At 65.4% G+C, this 16,438-nt stretch carries 7 protein-coding genes and 5 pseudogenes; 5 read left to right on the top strand and 7 right to left on the bottom strand.

Annotated features, from left to right (window positions below):
• Positions 1-56: 56 nt before the first annotated feature.
• The 7 genes and pseudogenes from ACFODQ_RS00305 to ACFODQ_RS00275 all read right to left on the bottom strand — a co-directional run bounded on the left by ACFODQ_RS00305 (position 57) and on the right by ACFODQ_RS00275 (position 5,544).
• Positions 57-960: pseudogene (locus ACFODQ_RS00305) on the bottom strand (LysR family transcriptional regulator).
• A pseudogene (locus ACFODQ_RS00300) lies at positions 936-2,361 on the bottom strand (L-serine ammonia-lyase). Before ACFODQ_RS00300 ends, ACFODQ_RS00305 begins: the two co-directional pseudogenes overlap by 25 nt.
• A gap of 48 nt (positions 2,362-2,409) precedes the next feature.
• Positions 2,410-2,910 carry an acyl-CoA dehydrogenase family protein gene (locus ACFODQ_RS00295; protein WP_377014329.1) on the bottom strand — a complete coding sequence of 167 codons (501 nt, stop codon included), beginning with the start codon at positions 2,908-2,910 and terminating at the stop codon, positions 2,410-2,412.
• An 82-nt stretch (positions 2,911-2,992) separates the two neighbouring features.
• Positions 2,993-3,100, bottom strand: a pseudogene (locus ACFODQ_RS00290) (hypothetical protein); the annotation flags it as partial.
• A 396-nt stretch (positions 3,101-3,496) separates the two neighbouring features.
• Positions 3,497-4,084: a hypothetical protein gene (locus ACFODQ_RS00285; protein WP_377014325.1), complete on the bottom strand. Its 588-nt coding sequence runs from the start codon at positions 4,082-4,084 to the stop codon at positions 3,497-3,499.
• A gap of 133 nt (positions 4,085-4,217) precedes the next feature.
• Positions 4,218-5,020: pseudogene (locus ACFODQ_RS00280) on the bottom strand (ABC transporter permease).
• Complete coding sequence (locus ACFODQ_RS00275; RefSeq protein ID WP_377014327.1) at positions 5,017-5,544, bottom strand: ATP-binding cassette domain-containing protein; 528 nt, start codon at positions 5,542-5,544, stop codon at positions 5,017-5,019. The pseudogene ACFODQ_RS00280 and the gene ACFODQ_RS00275 overlap by 4 nt, the downstream one beginning before the upstream one ends.
• Before the next feature lie 577 nt (positions 5,545-6,121).
• Here ACFODQ_RS00275 and ACFODQ_RS00270 point away from each other — a divergent pair.
• The 5 genes and pseudogenes from ACFODQ_RS00270 to ACFODQ_RS00250 all read left to right on the top strand — a co-directional run bounded on the left by ACFODQ_RS00270 (position 6,122) and on the right by ACFODQ_RS00250 (position 16,264).
• A complete protein-coding gene (locus tag ACFODQ_RS00270) occupies positions 6,122-6,559 on the top strand; it encodes a filamentous hemagglutinin N-terminal domain-containing protein (RefSeq protein WP_377014323.1) in 438 nt (145 codons plus the stop codon).
• A 331-nt stretch (positions 6,560-6,890) separates the two neighbouring features.
• Positions 6,891-7,097, top strand: coding sequence for a hypothetical protein (locus ACFODQ_RS00265; RefSeq protein WP_377014321.1), 207 nt, complete (start codon positions 6,891-6,893; stop codon positions 7,095-7,097).
• A 296-nt stretch (positions 7,098-7,393) separates the two neighbouring features.
• Positions 7,394-8,095, top strand: coding sequence for a hypothetical protein (locus ACFODQ_RS00260; RefSeq protein WP_377014319.1), 702 nt, complete (start codon positions 7,394-7,396; stop codon positions 8,093-8,095).
• Positions 7,977-9,655 (top strand): annotated as a pseudogene (locus ACFODQ_RS00255) (ShlB/FhaC/HecB family hemolysin secretion/activation protein). Before ACFODQ_RS00260 ends, ACFODQ_RS00255 begins: the two are co-directional and overlap by 119 nt.
• A gap of 297 nt (positions 9,656-9,952) precedes the next feature.
• Positions 9,953-16,264 (top strand): filamentous hemagglutinin N-terminal domain-containing protein, encoded by a 6,312-nt coding sequence (locus ACFODQ_RS00250; RefSeq protein ID WP_377014317.1) that lies wholly within the window; start codon positions 9,953-9,955, stop codon positions 16,262-16,264.
• Positions 16,265-16,438: the final 174 nt, after the last annotated feature.

The raw sequence follows: 16,438 nt of genomic DNA, 5'->3' as shown, positions 1-16,438 counted from the left end.
CTCAGTTGCTGGTCGGCACCTGTTCGTTGTCGCTGTCCGTATCGCCCTGGCCTTCGTCACCGCTGCACCGTCTTCGACAGCAGCTCCACCAGCTCGCGGGCAAAGGAGGGAGGATTTCGAGGTTGCGCACCACGATCTGCATCTCGCGGTTGGACCATTCGTCCGAGATGCTGATGATGCGGATGTCCATGCTGCGCGCGTGGCGGCGGGCAGCGGATTCGGGCAGGATGCCGATGCCCACGCCCGCTTCGATCATGCGGCAGGCGGCCTCGAAATTGCCCACCTGGATGCGTTGCTTGATCGGGCGGTGCAGCAGGTCGCTGTGCTGGCGCAAGAACGCGTGGATGGCGCTCGATTCATGCAGTCCGATGTAGTCGTACTCCAGGGTGTCGCCAAAGGCCACGGCCTTGCGCCGGGCCAGCGCATGGTCGGCATAGACGACGAGCACCAGGCGGGTCGCGCCGGTAGGGCATCGCGACCAGGCTTTCGGTGCGCACCTGGCCGGCGACGATGCCGATATCCGTCTGGCCTTCACACACCACGGCACGGATGATGTCGTTGGACAGGCGCTCGCGCAGGTCGATATCCACATCCGGGTGCTTGCGCAGGTAGGCGCGCAGCACCGGGGGCAGGAACTCGCCCAGCGCCGTGGTGTTGGCAAACACGCGCACATGGCCCCTTGATGCCACGCGCGTACTCCTGCATGTCGCCGCGCAGATGCTCGATCTGGCCCAGCACGGTGCGCGCATGCTGCACAAAGGCCTGGCCCGGCAGGGTCAGGGTCACGCCCTGGCTGGTGCGGTACAGGAGCTTGACGCCCATGCTCTCTTCCAGGTTCTTGATACGGGTGCTGGCCGCCGGCAGCGAGATGAACGACAGCTCGGCCCCCCGCGTCATGCTGTTCGCGTCTGCCACATGCACCATGAGGCGCAGATCTACCAAGTCAAAATGCATTGCCATGGCGCGATTGTAGGCGCTGGGGGTCGGCCACCCCCCGTGCGCAAGGCCCGGCTTGTCACCCAGGTTGGTGGCCGCCGCTTGAGATCAGCATTCGACGATGTGCACGGCCAGCCGCCCAGCGAGGTCTCCTTGTACTTGCTCATCATGTCGGCGCCGGTGGCGCGCATCGTGGCGATCACGTTGTCCAGGCTCACGACATGCGAGCCATCGCCGCGCAAGGCCATGCGTGCGGCATTGATGGCCTTGACGGCGGCCAGCGCGTTGCGCTCGATGCAGGGCACCTGCACCAGGCCGGCAACCGGGTCGCAGGTCAGGCCCAGGTGGTGCTCCATGCCGATCTCGGCGGCGTTCTCCACCTGCGCTGGTGTGCCGCCCATCACCGCGCACAGGCCTGCTGCCGCCATCGAGCAGGCCACGCCCACCTCGCCCTGGCAGCCCACTTCGGCGCCCGATAATCGAGGCGTTTTCCTTGTACAGCATGCCGATGGGCCTGCGGTCAGCAAAAAGTCCACCACGCCGGCCTCGCTGGCGCGCGGCACAAAGCGCCAGTAGTAGTGCAGCACGGCCGGCACAATGCCGCAGCGCCATTGGTGGGGGCGGTCACCACCCGGCCGCCGGCGGCGTTTTCCTCGTTCACGGCCAGTGCAAACAGGTTCACCCAGTCCATCACCTCCAGCGGATCGGTGCTGGCACCGTGGGCATGCTGGGTCAGTCCTTGGTAAAAGCCGGCCGCACGGCGTTTGACGTGAGCCCGCCGGGCAGGCGCCCTTCGGTGCGGCAGCCGCGTTGTACGCAGTCTGCATGGCCTGCCAGATCTTGAGCAGGCCGCTGTCGTTGTCGGCATCGGCGCGCCAGTGGCGTTCATTGGTGCGCATGATCTGCGCAATCGGCTGCTGGTGGCCTGCGCCAGCTGCAGCAGCTGCGCGGCGCTGTGAAAGGGCAGGGCAGCACCTCGGTATCGGGCGCCAATCGCCTGCTGGCGCTCGGCATCGTAGGCGGCCTCTTCGCTGACGATAAAGCCCCCGCCCACCGAGTAGTAGGCCTGCGCGTCGACCAGCCCATGCTGCGCATCCCAGGCCTCCAAGCGCATGCCATTGGGGTGGAAAGGCAGGCTGACCTCGCCAATCAAGAGCAGGTCGGTGGCCGGGTCAAACACGATGCGCTGCTCGCCATTGAGCAGCAGCTGCCCGGTGCTGTGGACTTCGGCAATCAGCGCATCGATGGCATTCACATCCACCGTATCGGGGCATGGCCGGCCAGGCCCAGGATCACCGCACAGTCACTGGCGTGGCCGATGCCGGTGGCGCCCAGGGAGCCGAACAGCTGGCAGCGCAGGCGTGCCACCTGCGAAAGCTGGCCTTGGCGTTGCAGGCGCTGCACAAAGGCATGCGCGGCGCGCATCGGGCGACCGTGTGCGAGCTGCTGGGCCCGATACCGATCTTGAACAAATCAAACACGCTGACGGCCATGGCTACTTTCGATCATTTTTGCAACTGCAGACTGGCGCTGAGGATAGCGCTGATCTGCGCCTTGGCAAGCGGATAAGCACCCATCACGCCCCAAACTGGCATGTGGCCCCAGGCGGCTGGCGACAAAGGCATCGGCATGGGCGGGCGCTGCGTGCTGCCGCATCAGGCCCGCCTGCGCCACCAGCACCAGCTGCTGCACCATTGGCGCGCCTGCGCTGCTGCGCCCAGGCGTCTTGCGCCATGGCCTGCCACTGGCCTTGCAGGCGCGCCAGCGCTTGTTGGATGGGCGTGTCATCGGCTGCCATGCGCTGCAAGTCCAGCCACAGCGCGTCGCGCAGGTCAGGCTCGCGCTGCAGGGCTTGACCACATCGAGGCACATCACATTGCCCGAGCCCTCCCAGATCGAATTGACCGGCGCTTCGCGGTAGATGCGTGCCAGCGCCGAGCTGTCGATATAGCCATTGCCGCCCAGCACTTCCATGGCCTCGGCGCTGCAGGCAAATGGCGCGTTTGCAGACCCAGAACTTGGCCGCTGGCGTCATGGCGCGCTGCCAGGCCTGCGCGGTGGTCTGGCCCGGGGCGCTGCTGCCCTCAAAGGCCTGCGCCAGCTGCATGGCCAAGAGCAGCGCTGCCTCGCTCTCCAGCGCCAGGTCGGCCAGCACCGATTGCATCAGCGGCTGCGCGATGAGCGCCGCGCCAAAGGCCTGGCGGTGCCGGGCGACCACAGCGCCTGCACAGTGGCCTGGCGCAGCAGCGCGCAGCTGCCCAGCACGCAGCACAGCCGCGTGACCGTGGCCATCTCCATGATGGTGGCAATGCCCCGGCCTGTCCTCGCCCACGAGCACGCCATAGGCGTCGTCAAGCAGCACCTCGCTGCTGGCATTGCTGCGGTTGCCCACCTTGTCCTTGAGGCGCTGCACCAGCACTTGGTTGCGGGTCCCATCGGGCTGCCAGCGCGGCACCAAAAGCAGGCCAGTGGTGCCTGCAGTGCATGGCCGTCGGCGGCGCTGCTGGCCATGCGCGCCACCACCAGGTGTGCATCGGCCATCGCACCGAATAAAAACCATTTATGGCCTTGCAGCCGGTAGGCCGCGCCGCGCCCGCCACCTGTGGCACCCTGCGGATAGGCCACGGTGGTGTTGCTGCGCACGTCCGAGCCGCCTTGGATTTTCGGTCATGCCCATGCCCACCCACAAGGCCGTCTTGTCTGCCAGCGGCGCATCGCGCGCGTCATGGTGGGCACTGGTAATGCCAGGCGCGATCTGTGCCCATAGCGCTGGCTCCTTGCGCAGCACCGGGATCGCCGCCGTCGTCAATCGTTGCGGGGCAGAGGCTGCCCGCTTCTGCCTGGCCATGCAGGTAAAAGCCGGCGGCCCAGGCGTCCAGCGGCCGCTTGCTGCATCTTCCGGTGCATCGGCAAACGGCATGTCGATCAGTTGCTGCGCACGGTAATGCGCCAGCACCTGGTGCCACGCGGGGTGAAACTCCACCTGGTCGATGCGCCGGCCCCGTGCATCCCATTGCTGCAACTGCGGTGGGTGGCGGTTGGGCTGGTCGGGCCATTGCGCAAAGGCGCTGCTGCCAACGGTGCGGGCGTGTTGCTGCAGGCCCGGCAGCCAGGCCTGGGCCTGCGCGCGTGCCAGGGCGGCCTGCAAGGCCGGATCGTGCCCAGCGGGTCGTAGTCGACCAGCTCATCCACCAGGTTGTCCTTGTCGCGCTCTGCCATGGCTGCTCTCCCAGATGTGCTTGCCCATTCTAGGAACAGCACTGCGAGATAGCAAAAACAGATCAGCTATGGGCGTTCAGCCGGTCCAGCCGCAGGCGCTGGCGCTCGTCACCCAGCGCCCGGGCGGCCAGCAGCACACTGCCGGCGGCGGCCATGCCGCCCGCGCCCGTCAGCAGCAGCAACAACAAGATCTGGTACTTGGCCGCTTCCAGCGGGTCCATGCCGCCCAGGATCTGGCGGTCATGATGCCGGGCAAGGTGATCAATCCCGCAGCCGACATCTGGTTGATGATGGGGATCAGCCCCCGGCGGATAGCGGCTCGGGTGTGCGGTGCCAGGGCCCGGCGGAAGGAGACCCCCAGCGCCAGCTGGGCCTCGATCGCAGCGCGCCCCTGGCGCACGCCATCAAAAAAGCTGTCCAGCCCCAGGCTCGCGGCATTGAGCACGCTGCCCAGCACAATGCCCATCAGCGGTATCGCATAGCGTGCATCAAACCAGGGATCGGGCCGCACGGCGGTCATCAGCGCCAGCACCACGGTCGACAGGCTGGCCAGCGCCACCACCAGCCCCGCAATGCGGTAGCTGCCCCCGCCTGCGAGCCGCTGGTGCGGCCGCACCGCCACCTCGCGCGCGGCAGCGGCAATCATCACCAGCCCACGACCAAGGTGGTGCCCGGGTGCGCCTGCTGGAACACCAGCCGCAGCACATAGCCCACCAGCAGGAGCTGCACCACCATGCGCAGCGATGCCCACAGCACCTGGCGCTGCAACTGCAGGCGCATCGCCCAGGAGGGCGGCAGCGGCGGCCAGCACCAGTGCTGCGCCCACCAGCAAATCGCCGGGTTGCAGATGGATCGCCGTGTTCATTGCGCGGCCTCCATCGGCCGCAGCTGGTGGTCTACCAATTGCATGCAGCGCTGGCCCACGCGCGCGGCCTGCGCCTGCGAATGGGTCACCCACAGCAGGCTCAGGCCCTGCTGCTGGCAGCGCTGCAGCAGTTGCTCTACCGCAGCCACCGATGTTTCATCGAGGGCAGCCGTGGGCTCATCGAGCAGCAGCACCTGGGGCCTGCGCAACAGCCCGCGCAGCAAGGCCAGGCGCTGGCGCTCGCCGGTCGACAGCTGGGTCAGCGCAATATCGACAAAGCCCTGGCGCAGCCCCAGCGCACTGGCCATCTCCAGCAGCGCCGCCTGCGAGCCCGGCGGGAAATGCTCCATTACCGTCGCCCCCCACCAGGCAGGCTCTGCCGCCAGGTACATCACCTGCTGGCGCCAGGCCGGGCCGCTGAAGGCGCTGCGTGCCTGGCCGTTGAGCAGCACCTCGCCACTGCCCGGGTCCAGATCGGCAATCAGCCGCAGCAACACTGACTTGCCCGCCCCCGATGCGCCCATCACCGCCACGCATTCGCCGGCTGCCAGCTCCAGCGAGCAGGGCCCGCTGATGGGCTTTGCAGGGCGCGGATGGACAGGCGGGCAGGGGTGGTGGGGGGCATGGGGGCTGAGTGTAGCGCTGGGCGCCGCCAGACCAAGGCGCTGGGATGAAGCAGCGTTTTGCCAACGGGGCTGCAGCAGGGCGAGTCGCTGTTTTAAGTGCGCTGAAATGCCGTGCAGATCGCTGATTCCAAGCCCTGGTTTTTAAAGCTCGCAAAATGTAAATCACATCTCTTAGCTATTAGATAATCCAATGAATATATTAAAAAATCAATGCTTTCAAAGCACCGTATTTAATATATCTTTGTTCCTAATAATATTATTTGATGTTCTCAGGCCACAGAAATACAAGAAATATCAACTCTCAAATGACTAATCCCGAATTGTTAACATTTCAGCGATAACCCCTCGTTAAGATGACCGGAATTTTCTAATATCTCACTTCCTCCAGGATCGTCATGCGTTCGCGTTATTGCCTGCAGCTGGGCTTGCTACTGGCAGCCATTCAGTCTTGCTACGCCCAGGGGTTACCACGTCAGTGGTTCCACACGCCACCAGCGGCCCCCAAGTTCATATCGATGCAGCAGGGCGTGCGCATGTCACGCCCAATGCCTCAGAAAATGGGGTGTCTTACAACGGCTTTCAGCAGTTCGATGTGGGCAAGCCCGGTTTGTCGTTTCAAAATGAGCAAGCCAATGCCCGCACGATTGTGGCAGAGGTATTCTCGGCCGCGCCGTCGCGCATTCAGGGCGATATGGATGTGGTGGGCCCCCGCGCCAACCTGATCCTGGCCAACCAGAACGGCATCTCGGTCAACGGCGCCAACTTCTCCAACTTTGGCAGTGTGGCGCTCACTACTGGCGCCTTGAGCCTGCGCGACCAGCAGCAAAGCGAAGGCCAGGTGCAGCGCTATGTGGATGTGAGCACTAACCAAGGGCGCATCCATATTGGTGATGAGGGCATGGCGGCAACCTGATCCGGCTGGAGCTCATCGCCAAAAGCATCCAGGTCGATGGCCCGCTGACCAATGAATTCACGTCGTCGAGCGCCCATATCCGCTTGGTGGCAGGTGAATCCACAGCCAGCTTTGATACGGCTGCGTCGCCTGTCGATAATCTGACACCCTGGGTGTACTACAAGCCCGGCCAGGCCCAGAGCAACGAGGTCGCCATTAAGGTCGGTGCCGGCTCCAAGGTCACGGCGGGCCAGATCCAAATCCTGGTGACGGATAAAGGGGCGGGCGTACGCAATGAGGGCGAAATGTCGCCTCAGCGGGTGGGTTTACCTTGTCATCCACCGGCGATGTGGTGCAAATGGGTGGTCAGATCAGCGCGCAGGGTTCCGTCCAGATCCACGCCGCCAATATCCACCTGCAAGGCTCCGCCGAGCGCCAAAGCCTGGTGTCGGCCGGATTGCAAACCCGGCTGGAGGCAGAGCAATCCATTCGCAATATCGATGGCGAGATTGTTGGCACCCAGCGCATCTCGGACGATACCCCTATGCCGTTTATCTGAAGGCGGGCGACGCCATCGAAAACCGCAGCCCCATCGGCGCCGAAAAAGCCACGGTCATTTTTGGCAAGGGCGATTCGGTCAAGCTCGACGCTGGTGCAGGCGGCATTAGCTCCACCAATGCGCGCATCATCAGCAACCTGAATCTGGATCTGGTCAGCACCGGAGCCATCTCCAACCAAAGCGCCCATATCGCGGGCGAGGCATCGCAATGGGAATCCTCCGGTGGGCTGAGGCGCCGCACCAGCTACAGCGCCGACCAGGGGCGTCTGGCCGATGAGAACCACCAGGGCTACTGGGTGGCGCAGGGCGATCTCAGCGTACAGGCCCAGTCGTTCAGCAATACCGGCGGCTTTGTGTTCTCCAATGCGGGCAGCGTCAAGATCAAGTCCGAGACCGACATCCACAACGAGGCGCTGAGTGTGGGCGGCTACGACTACAGCCGGCGCTGCTTCCTCTTCATCTGCAAAACGCGGGCCAGCAGCACCGAAAAACTGGTGGGCGGCCAGATCATGGCGGCCACGGGGCTGACCATGGAGGCCGGTGGCACCGTGCTCAACCATGGCGGCCTGGTGTATGCCGGCCAGGGCATGCAGGTGGTGGCGCCCACCATCATTGCACGCGCCAAGCCCGTGCACACGTCATCCTGCGTGACCGGGGCCTCAAGGCGCTGTTTGGCGATACCTGGGCGCAGATCTATGCGACCGACCAGGGCGGCAGCTTTACCGCCCAGCAAGGGCGGCTGCTGCTGCAAGGCGCAGCCCGCCAGGATGGCGGCAGCTTTGTGGCCCAGGAAGGCATTGACGGCGAGATTGAAGTGCTGCGCAAGCCGCACCGCGACCCGGTCCGCATCGAAGACCACCTCGGCATCTTCTGGTGGTGATGATGCGCAACAACCTTCCTATGCCTGCGCTGGGCAAGCATGCGCTGCTGGGTACCTTGCTCGGCCTGGCCTGCCTGTCGGCAGCGGCGCAGAACAACCCCGTGCGCGACCCCAATGACCAGCTGCTGCGCGAGCAGCAGGAAAAGCTGCGCCAGGAGCTGCTGGAGCAGAACTCTGCTGGCAAGATCCAGCAGGACAGCCAGCCTGCAGCCCCCGCCGCTGACGACAACGCCTTCCCTGCCGATATCCAGGCCACGGGGCCCAGCTTCGACATCCAGCACATCCAGGCAACAGGCGACAGCAACTTGCTGAGCGCACGCGCCTTTGACCGCATCACCCAGCCCTTTGTGAACCATGCGATGGCCGTCGAGCACATCAATGTGCTGCTGGACCGCATCAACAAGGCGCTGATCCAGGCGGGCTACACCACCTCCCGCGCCTATGTGGGTGGCCAGAATCTCAAGGAGGGCGTGCTGTCCATCACCATCGTGGCGGGGCGCATCGAGGCCATCGTCTTCAACGGCGCGCCAGCCACCGGGGTCGGTGCCTGGCTGGCCATGCCCATGCAACAGGGCGATATCCTGCGCCTGCGCGACATCGAGCAGGCCGTTGACCAGTTCAACCGTCTGCGCCGCAACAACGTGCAGGTGCTCATCAAGCCGGGCCAAACCAACGGTGGCTCCATCGTCGAGTTCGTCAACAAAGAGGGCCCCGTTGCCCGCTACAACCTGGGCATCGACAACCAGGGCTCCAGCAACACGGGCCGCGCGCGCATCCAGGCCGGTGTGGACCTGGGCAATGTGCTGGGCCTGATGGAGTCCATCACCCTGGGCCTCACCTCCAGCAAAGAGACCAATGCGATCTATGGCCTGGTGTCGGTCCCTTGGGGCTACAACACCATCTCGCCGTCGCCTCGATCTCGGAGTACCAGAACCTCATTGGCGATACCGCGCTGGTGTACGGCCGCTCCAAGAACTTCTCGCTGTCGCTCAACCGCCTGCTGGCGCGCGACCAGAACAGCAAAACGGCCCTCGACATCTCGCTGTCCAAACGCGAGTCAACGCGCGAGGTGAACAACTTTGCGCTGACCCCGCAAGCGCAGACCAGTTTGCGCGTGGGCGTCAACCGCCTGACCCGTTTTGACACTGCGCTGGGCGCTGGGCAATGGACAGTCGATGTGGGCCTCTCGCGGGGCCTGCCCATTTTGGGTGCGGACAAGGACCCGGATGACCTGCCCAAGGAGGCCGCGCGCTACCAGTTCACCAAGCTGGACGCTGCGGTATCGCTGGACCGGCCCGTGGCCGAGCGCCTGGTCTACCGCAGCCGGGTGAGCGCGCTGTGGAGCCACCAGCCGCTGTACTCGTCCGAGCAGCTGTTTGCCGGTGGCGTCTCCAGCGTGCGCGCCTACCCCGAGTCTTTCCTGGGTGGCGACCAGGGCCTGGTCTGGCGCAATGAGCTGGCGCTGGCCAAGACCCAGCCGCTGTGGGGCAGCGCCCGCTACGAGCCCTATGTGTTTGCCGATGCCGCCATCTTGCGCACCGTCTCGGACAAGCGCTCCAGAAGCATTGCGGGCCTGGGTGCGGTGCGCGCATTGCCTACCAGGGCGCTTTTGCCGACCTGCAGCTGGGGCGGGCCTTGCGCTCCCCCGATGGCTATGAAAAACAAGGCTGGCGTGTGAACGCCAGCCTGACCTACCAGTTTTAACGTTGGTGCCTGAGGGCACGCAGCGACAGATGTGAACGAAGGCGCAGTGGCTGTGCCGCAGCGCCTTTGGCGACAGGAGTGTGGTGATGAGTGAGAGAAACAAGAACGAGCAGCAAAAGCCCCAGGCCACCCGGGTCTTCAGCGACCGGGGCAAGAAGCGCATTGCTGCCACGGTGATGTGGGCCCATGTGCTGACGCAAGCCAGCCTGGGCGTGCTCTCGCCCGCGTATGCGCAAACACCACCGCTGCCCCCGCGCCCGCCATCCCCGCGATGGCGCCAATTGCAGACCCGCGCGCGCCGATGGCATTCCAGCCCGGTGTCGAATCGCTCTCCAGCGGGGCATCACTCATCAACATCACCACGCCCAATGCGGCGGGTCTGTCACTCAACCAGTACCAGCGTTTTGATGTACCAGAGGCCGGTGTGGTGCTCAACAACAGCCAGATTGGTGGCAGGCCCTTGCTGGGTGGCACGGCAGGGGCCAACCCGAACTTGGCGGGCGGCACGGCCAACACCATCGTCAACGAGGTCACGGTCCAGGGCAGCCCCAGCCAGATCAACGGCACCGTCGAAGTGTTCGGCAACCCCGCCGCGGTGATCATTGCCAACCCCAGCGGCATCAGCTGCAATGGCTGCGGGGTGGTCAATACCCCGCGCCTGTCCTTCAGCACCGGCAGCATCACCTTGCAGGATGTGAATGGCGCCTCCAGCAACTTTGATCTGGCATCGGGCATTGGCTACAACGTCCAGGGCGGGCAAATCAGCATCGATGGCCGGGGTGTCGAAGGCACGGTCGGCCAGATCGACCTGGTGGGCGAGCTGCTGCGCATCAACGGGCCTTTGCGTGCGCACTATCTCAACCCGGGCATCTCCAGCATCAACCTGACGGCGGGCAAATCGCCCAACGCCGCCACGCAGACGGCCGATGCCAATGCATTGATCGCCGGCACCGCTGCCGTGCCAGGCACCACCGTGGCCATTGATGCCAGCGCACTGGGCGCGATGACGGCTGGCCGCATCACCGTGGTCTCCACCGATGCCGGCATGGGCGTGAACCTGCGCGGCCCGCTGTTGGCCTACCAGGAAGATGTCGACATCCGCAGTGCCGGCCGGGTCAACACCGGCGATGTGGCGGCCTCGCGCAACATCCGCATCAATGCCGATGGCTTCGTGGTGGCAGGCGGCAATGTGGCTGCCAATGAGCAGCTCCAAGTCAGCGGCAACGACGGCGTGTTGCTGACCGGGCCAGCCCGGGGCAACCAGCAGATTGCGCTGAGCAGCAGCCAGGGCAGCGTCAGCACCCAAGGCCCGCTGGTCACCGCCGGCGACCTGAACGTGCAGGCCGCGCAGGCGGTGCGCCTGGAGTCTCGGACCGGGGCCAGCCAGATTGCGGGCAACACGCAGCTGCGTGGCGGCACGGTCAGCGTGGCCGGCGCCTTCCAGGGCGGCGGCGATGTCAGCATCCAGGCACGCGATGGCGCGTCCATCGCTGGCGACGCCACCATTGGCGGCAACCTGCAGATGCAGACCGGTGGCGATGCTGCGCTGTTTGGCCGTGTGCAGGTCAACCGCGATGCGCAGGTCACAGCCTCCAATGTGCGCAGCTCTGGCGAACTCACCGTGGGCCAGAACCTGCAGCTGTCCGGCGCCCAAAGCGTGGACCTGCAAGGCAACACCACCGTGGGCCAGCGCCTGCAGGTCGATGGCGGTGAAGTCACCCTGGGTGGCGATATCGATGCCGGCCAGACGGATGTCACCGCCCAGCAACTGAACCTGGGCGGCGCGGACGGCAACCTCAATGCGCGCGGCGACTTGAACCTGAATGTCAGCCAGTCCTTCCACAACACCGGCCAGGTCAATGTCTCGGGCAGCTTTGGCCTCAACACCGGGGGCGATGCGCGCTTTGATGGCGCGGTCACCACGGGCTCGGGCTTTGGCGTCAACGCAGGTGGCGACATCGCCATCAACAACACCGTCAACAGTGGCGGCAGCATCAACCTGAATGCGGGAAACAACCTGCAGGTGGGCGATACCTTGACTGCCGGTGGCGGCATCAACGGCTCGGCTGGCGGCAACATTGCGCTGAACGGTCAGGCCAACTCGGCCGGCTCGCAAAACTGGCGCGCGCAGGGCGATTTCAGCGCCACGCAAGGGCTGCAAGGCAACAACGTCAGTATCCAGGGCCACAACGTCAACGTGGCAGGCCCGGTGCTGGGCCAAGGCGCCGTCAACATTGCCGCGACTGACCAGTTGCAACTGGGCAGCGAGGTGCGTGCCAACGGCAATGTGGCGCTCTCCAGCAGCCAAGGCAGCATCAGGGCGCAAGATGTGTTCTCCAACGGCTCGGTCAGCCTGCAAAGCCAGAACCATACCGAGGTGCAGAACGTGCAGGCCGGTGGCGATATCGCCATCACCGCCACGGCCGAGGCCCTGTTGGCAGGGCGCGATCTGTCGGTCAACGCCCAAGACCGCATTCGCGTCGCGGGCGAACTGGGCGCGGGCCGGAACGCGGCCGTGACCTCCAGCCAGGCGGATGTGCAACTGGCCAATGCCTCGGCAGGCGGCAACCTCAGTCTCAACGCAGCGCAGTCGCTGCAAGTGGCTGGTGGCGCCAGTGCTGGCGGCAACGCCGCGCTGACCTCGCAAAACGCCGGTGTCAGTGCCCAGTCGCTGCTCGCCAACGGCGATATCAACACCCAGGCCGCAGGCGACATCGCCATTGCCGGTGAAGTGGCATCGGGCGGAAGTGCCCGCTTCGCCAGCACTGGCGGCAAGGTCGATGTAGGCGGCGCTGTCTATGGCGCGCAAGGCGCCACTGTGCAAGGCAGCAGCGTCACCTTGGGCCAGGGGCTGCAATCGGGCGGAGCGGCCACCATCACGGCCAGCACCGGTGACATCAGCAGCGGCGCTGGCATCGCCTCCGTAGGCAATCTCAGCCTGCAATCGGAAGGCGCCACCCAGGTGGCGGGCTCCGTGCAATCTGCCGGCCAGGTGGCCCTGCAAAGCGGTGGCGACACCCGCATCAACGGCGACCTGATTGCCGAGCAAGGCCTGCAAGCCCAAGTAGGTGGCAGCCTGGTGGCCAACACCGTGGCATCGGGTGGCAATGCCAGCCTGGCTGCGGGCAGCATTGATGTGCAAGATGTGCAGGTCACCGGCGCAGCCCAGCTGCAAGCCCAGCAAGACATTCGCATTGCCCAGAACCTGATGGCCAGCGCCATTACCACCGAATCGGTGGCGGGCAACACGACCGTGGGCGGCCAGGTGGGCACGGCTGGCGCATTGGACATGCGCGCAGGCGGCAACATCGCCGCTGGCCAAGTGGTGGCGGGCGTGGCGGGCGGCGCAGCCACATCCATCCAGGCGGATGGCACCGTGCAACTGGCCAGCCTGCAAACGGGCGGCGACTATGTGGGCCGTGCAGGCCAGGACCATGCGGTCAGCGGCGAGATAGCCGTGCAAGGCCATGCCGATGTGCAGGCGGGCGGCAACATTTTGGCCGGGTCGCTGGCAGCAGGCGCGGGCCTGCAGGCGCAAGCCGGTGGCGATATTGTGGTGGATGGCGATGCACTGGTCATCGGCAACGCCCAACTGCAAAGCGCAGGCGCGCAGCGCGTGGCGGGCAACCTGCAGGTCACCGACCAGCTCGTGGCCAATGCACAAGGCGGCCTGCAGGTGGGCGGCGATCTGGTGGCCAACAACGGCATGCAGATCAGCAGCACGGCAGGCGCGCTGCAAGTGGGTGGCATGCTGGGCACCCAGGGCCATGCCTTGGTCGATGCGCAGCAAGGCATTCAGGTGGCAGGCAATGTGCTGGCCCAGTCGGTGGATGTGCGCAGCAGCGCCGGCGCCATTGCACTGGGCGGCCAACTCGCCACCCAAGGCAATGCCAGCTTGCAGGCGCAGCAAGACATTGCCATTGCCGGGCCTGTGGCCATCATGGGCAACCTGCAGGCCAGCAGCACGGCAGGCAGCATCAGCTTTGAGGACCAGCTGCAGGTGGCTGGCGATTTCAGCGGTCATGCGCACAAGGATCTGAACTTTCTGGGCGACAGCCTGCTGCTCGGCCAGGTCGATCTGAAGGCCGATACCGGCCGCATCCTGAACCAGGGCAACATGACCTTTGGCCAGGCGGTGAACATCGACACCACGGGCGATCTGGTCAACGAAGGCACGCTGCAATCGCAGGGCGACATCAGCATCCGCGCCCGCAATATCGACAGCAACCTGGCCAGCCAGGGCGGCATCGCCACCGCTGGCACCTTGGATCTGCAGGCCTCGGGCGGCACGCGCCTGGGCCAGAGCGGCACCTTGAGCGCTGCGCAGGACATCCGCCTGCAATCGGCATCGGGCACGCAATCGGCGGGCACCATCCAGGCCGGGCAAGACCTGCACTACGCAGGCGGCACCCTGTCGAACAGCGGCACCGTGGTGGCGCAGAACTCGGACATCGATGCGGGTCTCGCCAACCAGGGTAACGTCTACATCCAAAACCAGCTGGGCGTGACCGGCAGCAGCAGCAGCAGCGGCGAGATTGCCGCCAACACGCTGACCATGGCCGCTCTGGACAACAGCGGCAAGGTCGGTGCGCAAAGCGCGTCGCTGGGCAGCACCAGCAATGCTGGCGAAATCACCGCCACTACCATCGACATCAGCGGCGGTCTGAGCAATACCGGCGCTGTCAGCGCAGGCGACAGCCTCACAGTGAGCGGTGGCAACACCAGCAATGACGGCAGCATCACCGGCGGCTCGGTGTCCATCTCGGGCGGCAGCATCAGCAATGGCGGCCAGATCCAGTCATCGGGTGCCATGCAGATCAGCGGTGGCTCGTTTGAGAACCGCCTGCAAGAGACCAAGAGCTGCGCGCTGCCCGGTGGCTGCAGCACCCCCGATAGCTATGAGTACAGCCAGAAGCCTGGCACGGTGTCTGCCGGCACCACGCTCAGCATCAACACCAGCACTGCCCACAACCAGGGTGTCATCCATGCAGGCACTGACATCACCATCAACAGCGCGCTGAACAACGAGCGCAGCACCAACGACCCCTACACCTCGGGCGGTGCCGAAGGCGCAGCTGTCTCGGGCATCATCTCTGCGGGTGGCAACCTGACAGTGACCGGCGCATCGCTGCAAAACAGCGGCCAGCTGCAAGCGGCCAATGCGGTGCAGATCACCACCACCGGCGCCTTTGCCAACACCGCGCCCAGCGCCGATGTGGCAGGCAAGGTGCTGGGCCAAAGCGTGCAGATCACCGCAGGCTCGGTCAGCAACGATGGCATGGTGCTGGCCCAGGCCGGCGATGTGCAGATCACCACCACGAGCGGCGCCATTGCCAACCAGGGCAGCATCGTCGCCAGCGGCGATCTGGGCTTGACCGCCGCGGGCGCCGTCTCCAACGGCAAGGACGGCAAGCTGCTGGCCGACAACATCGCCATCAAGGGCAATTCGTTCAGCAACGCGGGCATTGTCTACGGCCAAAACGCCCCGCCCAGCACCATCAGCATCGAGACCACCGGAGGCTTCAGCAATGCCGCCACCGGCGTGGTGATTGCCGGAGAAAACCTGGACATCAAGGCCGGCGGCTACAGCAACGCCGGCGGCACCGTGGGCAGCTTGCAAGATGCCAGCCTCACGATGGCCGGCACCTATGCCCCCGCTGGCAATGCGCTGGTGGCCCTGGGCAGCTTGGACCTGAACGTGGGCGGTATCTCCGTGGGCGCGGGCGAGAGCTGGAACGTAGGCAGCCAGGATGTGCGCTGGACCGGCACCTTGCACAACCAGGGCACGGTCGCCATTGCCGGCAATGCCGATGGCAGCATCCGCAACGAAGCCACCGGCACGCGCGACCGCGCTGGTGCGCCAGACATCAGCCAGGGCGCCTATGCGGTGGATGCACCACCAGCGGGCCTGACGGGTGCGCAGGTCATCAGCTACACCGATGTGGCCAACCGCGCGCAGCTCTACATTGGCGGCACCTTTACCGGCCATCTGGACAACATCGCCTCCGATGCGCAGGTGAGCGGTGCCTTCTCCCTCAACCAGCAAGACATCGACCAGACCGTGGTGTGGGAGGGCAAGGACGCCAATGGCGATACCGTGCAGATGACGGGCACCTCTGTCTCCAAACCCCGCCTGGATACCAGCGCCGGCGCCACCGAGCTGACCCTGACCGGCCCGAACATCGGCACCATCGTGGGCGACAGCCTCATCATCAACGGCGGTGACATCACCATCAAGCCACCGATTGATCCGTCGACCGGTTTGCCGCTGATCACCGATGCGCAAAACACGCAGGTGAATGCAGGCAACGCCCAGGCGGGCGATGGCTCAGGCACGACCACGGGCGCGATCAAGCCCCTGGTCGTAGAGAACGCCCAGGCCGTCAAGTACAGCGATGGCGAAGGCACGGACACCAGCGGTGCAGGCGCTGGCGCCGGCAACAACGCGGGCGCAGGCGATACCGGCTCTGCCGGCACGCCCGTGGCGGGCAATGGCGACGGCCCAGCGCCCACCACGCCAGAGCGCGGCCTGAACCTCAAGGACCCCATCTTCCAGACCCAGAAGGCGCGGTTGCCGTGCTGATGGGCGCGGGCTTCAGCCCCCAATGGAGCGACTGGAGCCAGCTGCGCGTAGTGCCCGGCGGCCTCAGCGCCAATGACCTGCAGCTCAACCTGAGCGGCCAGTTCATCAACCACGGCCGGTTGGATGTGACCAACCAGCTGATCATCAATGCCGCGCAGGGCATCGACAACTTTG

The organism is Comamonas sp. JC664 (assembly GCF_042647185.1).
Note: the sequence above shows the minus strand (reverse complement) of the source record. Positions and strands in the feature narration are given on the sequence as shown.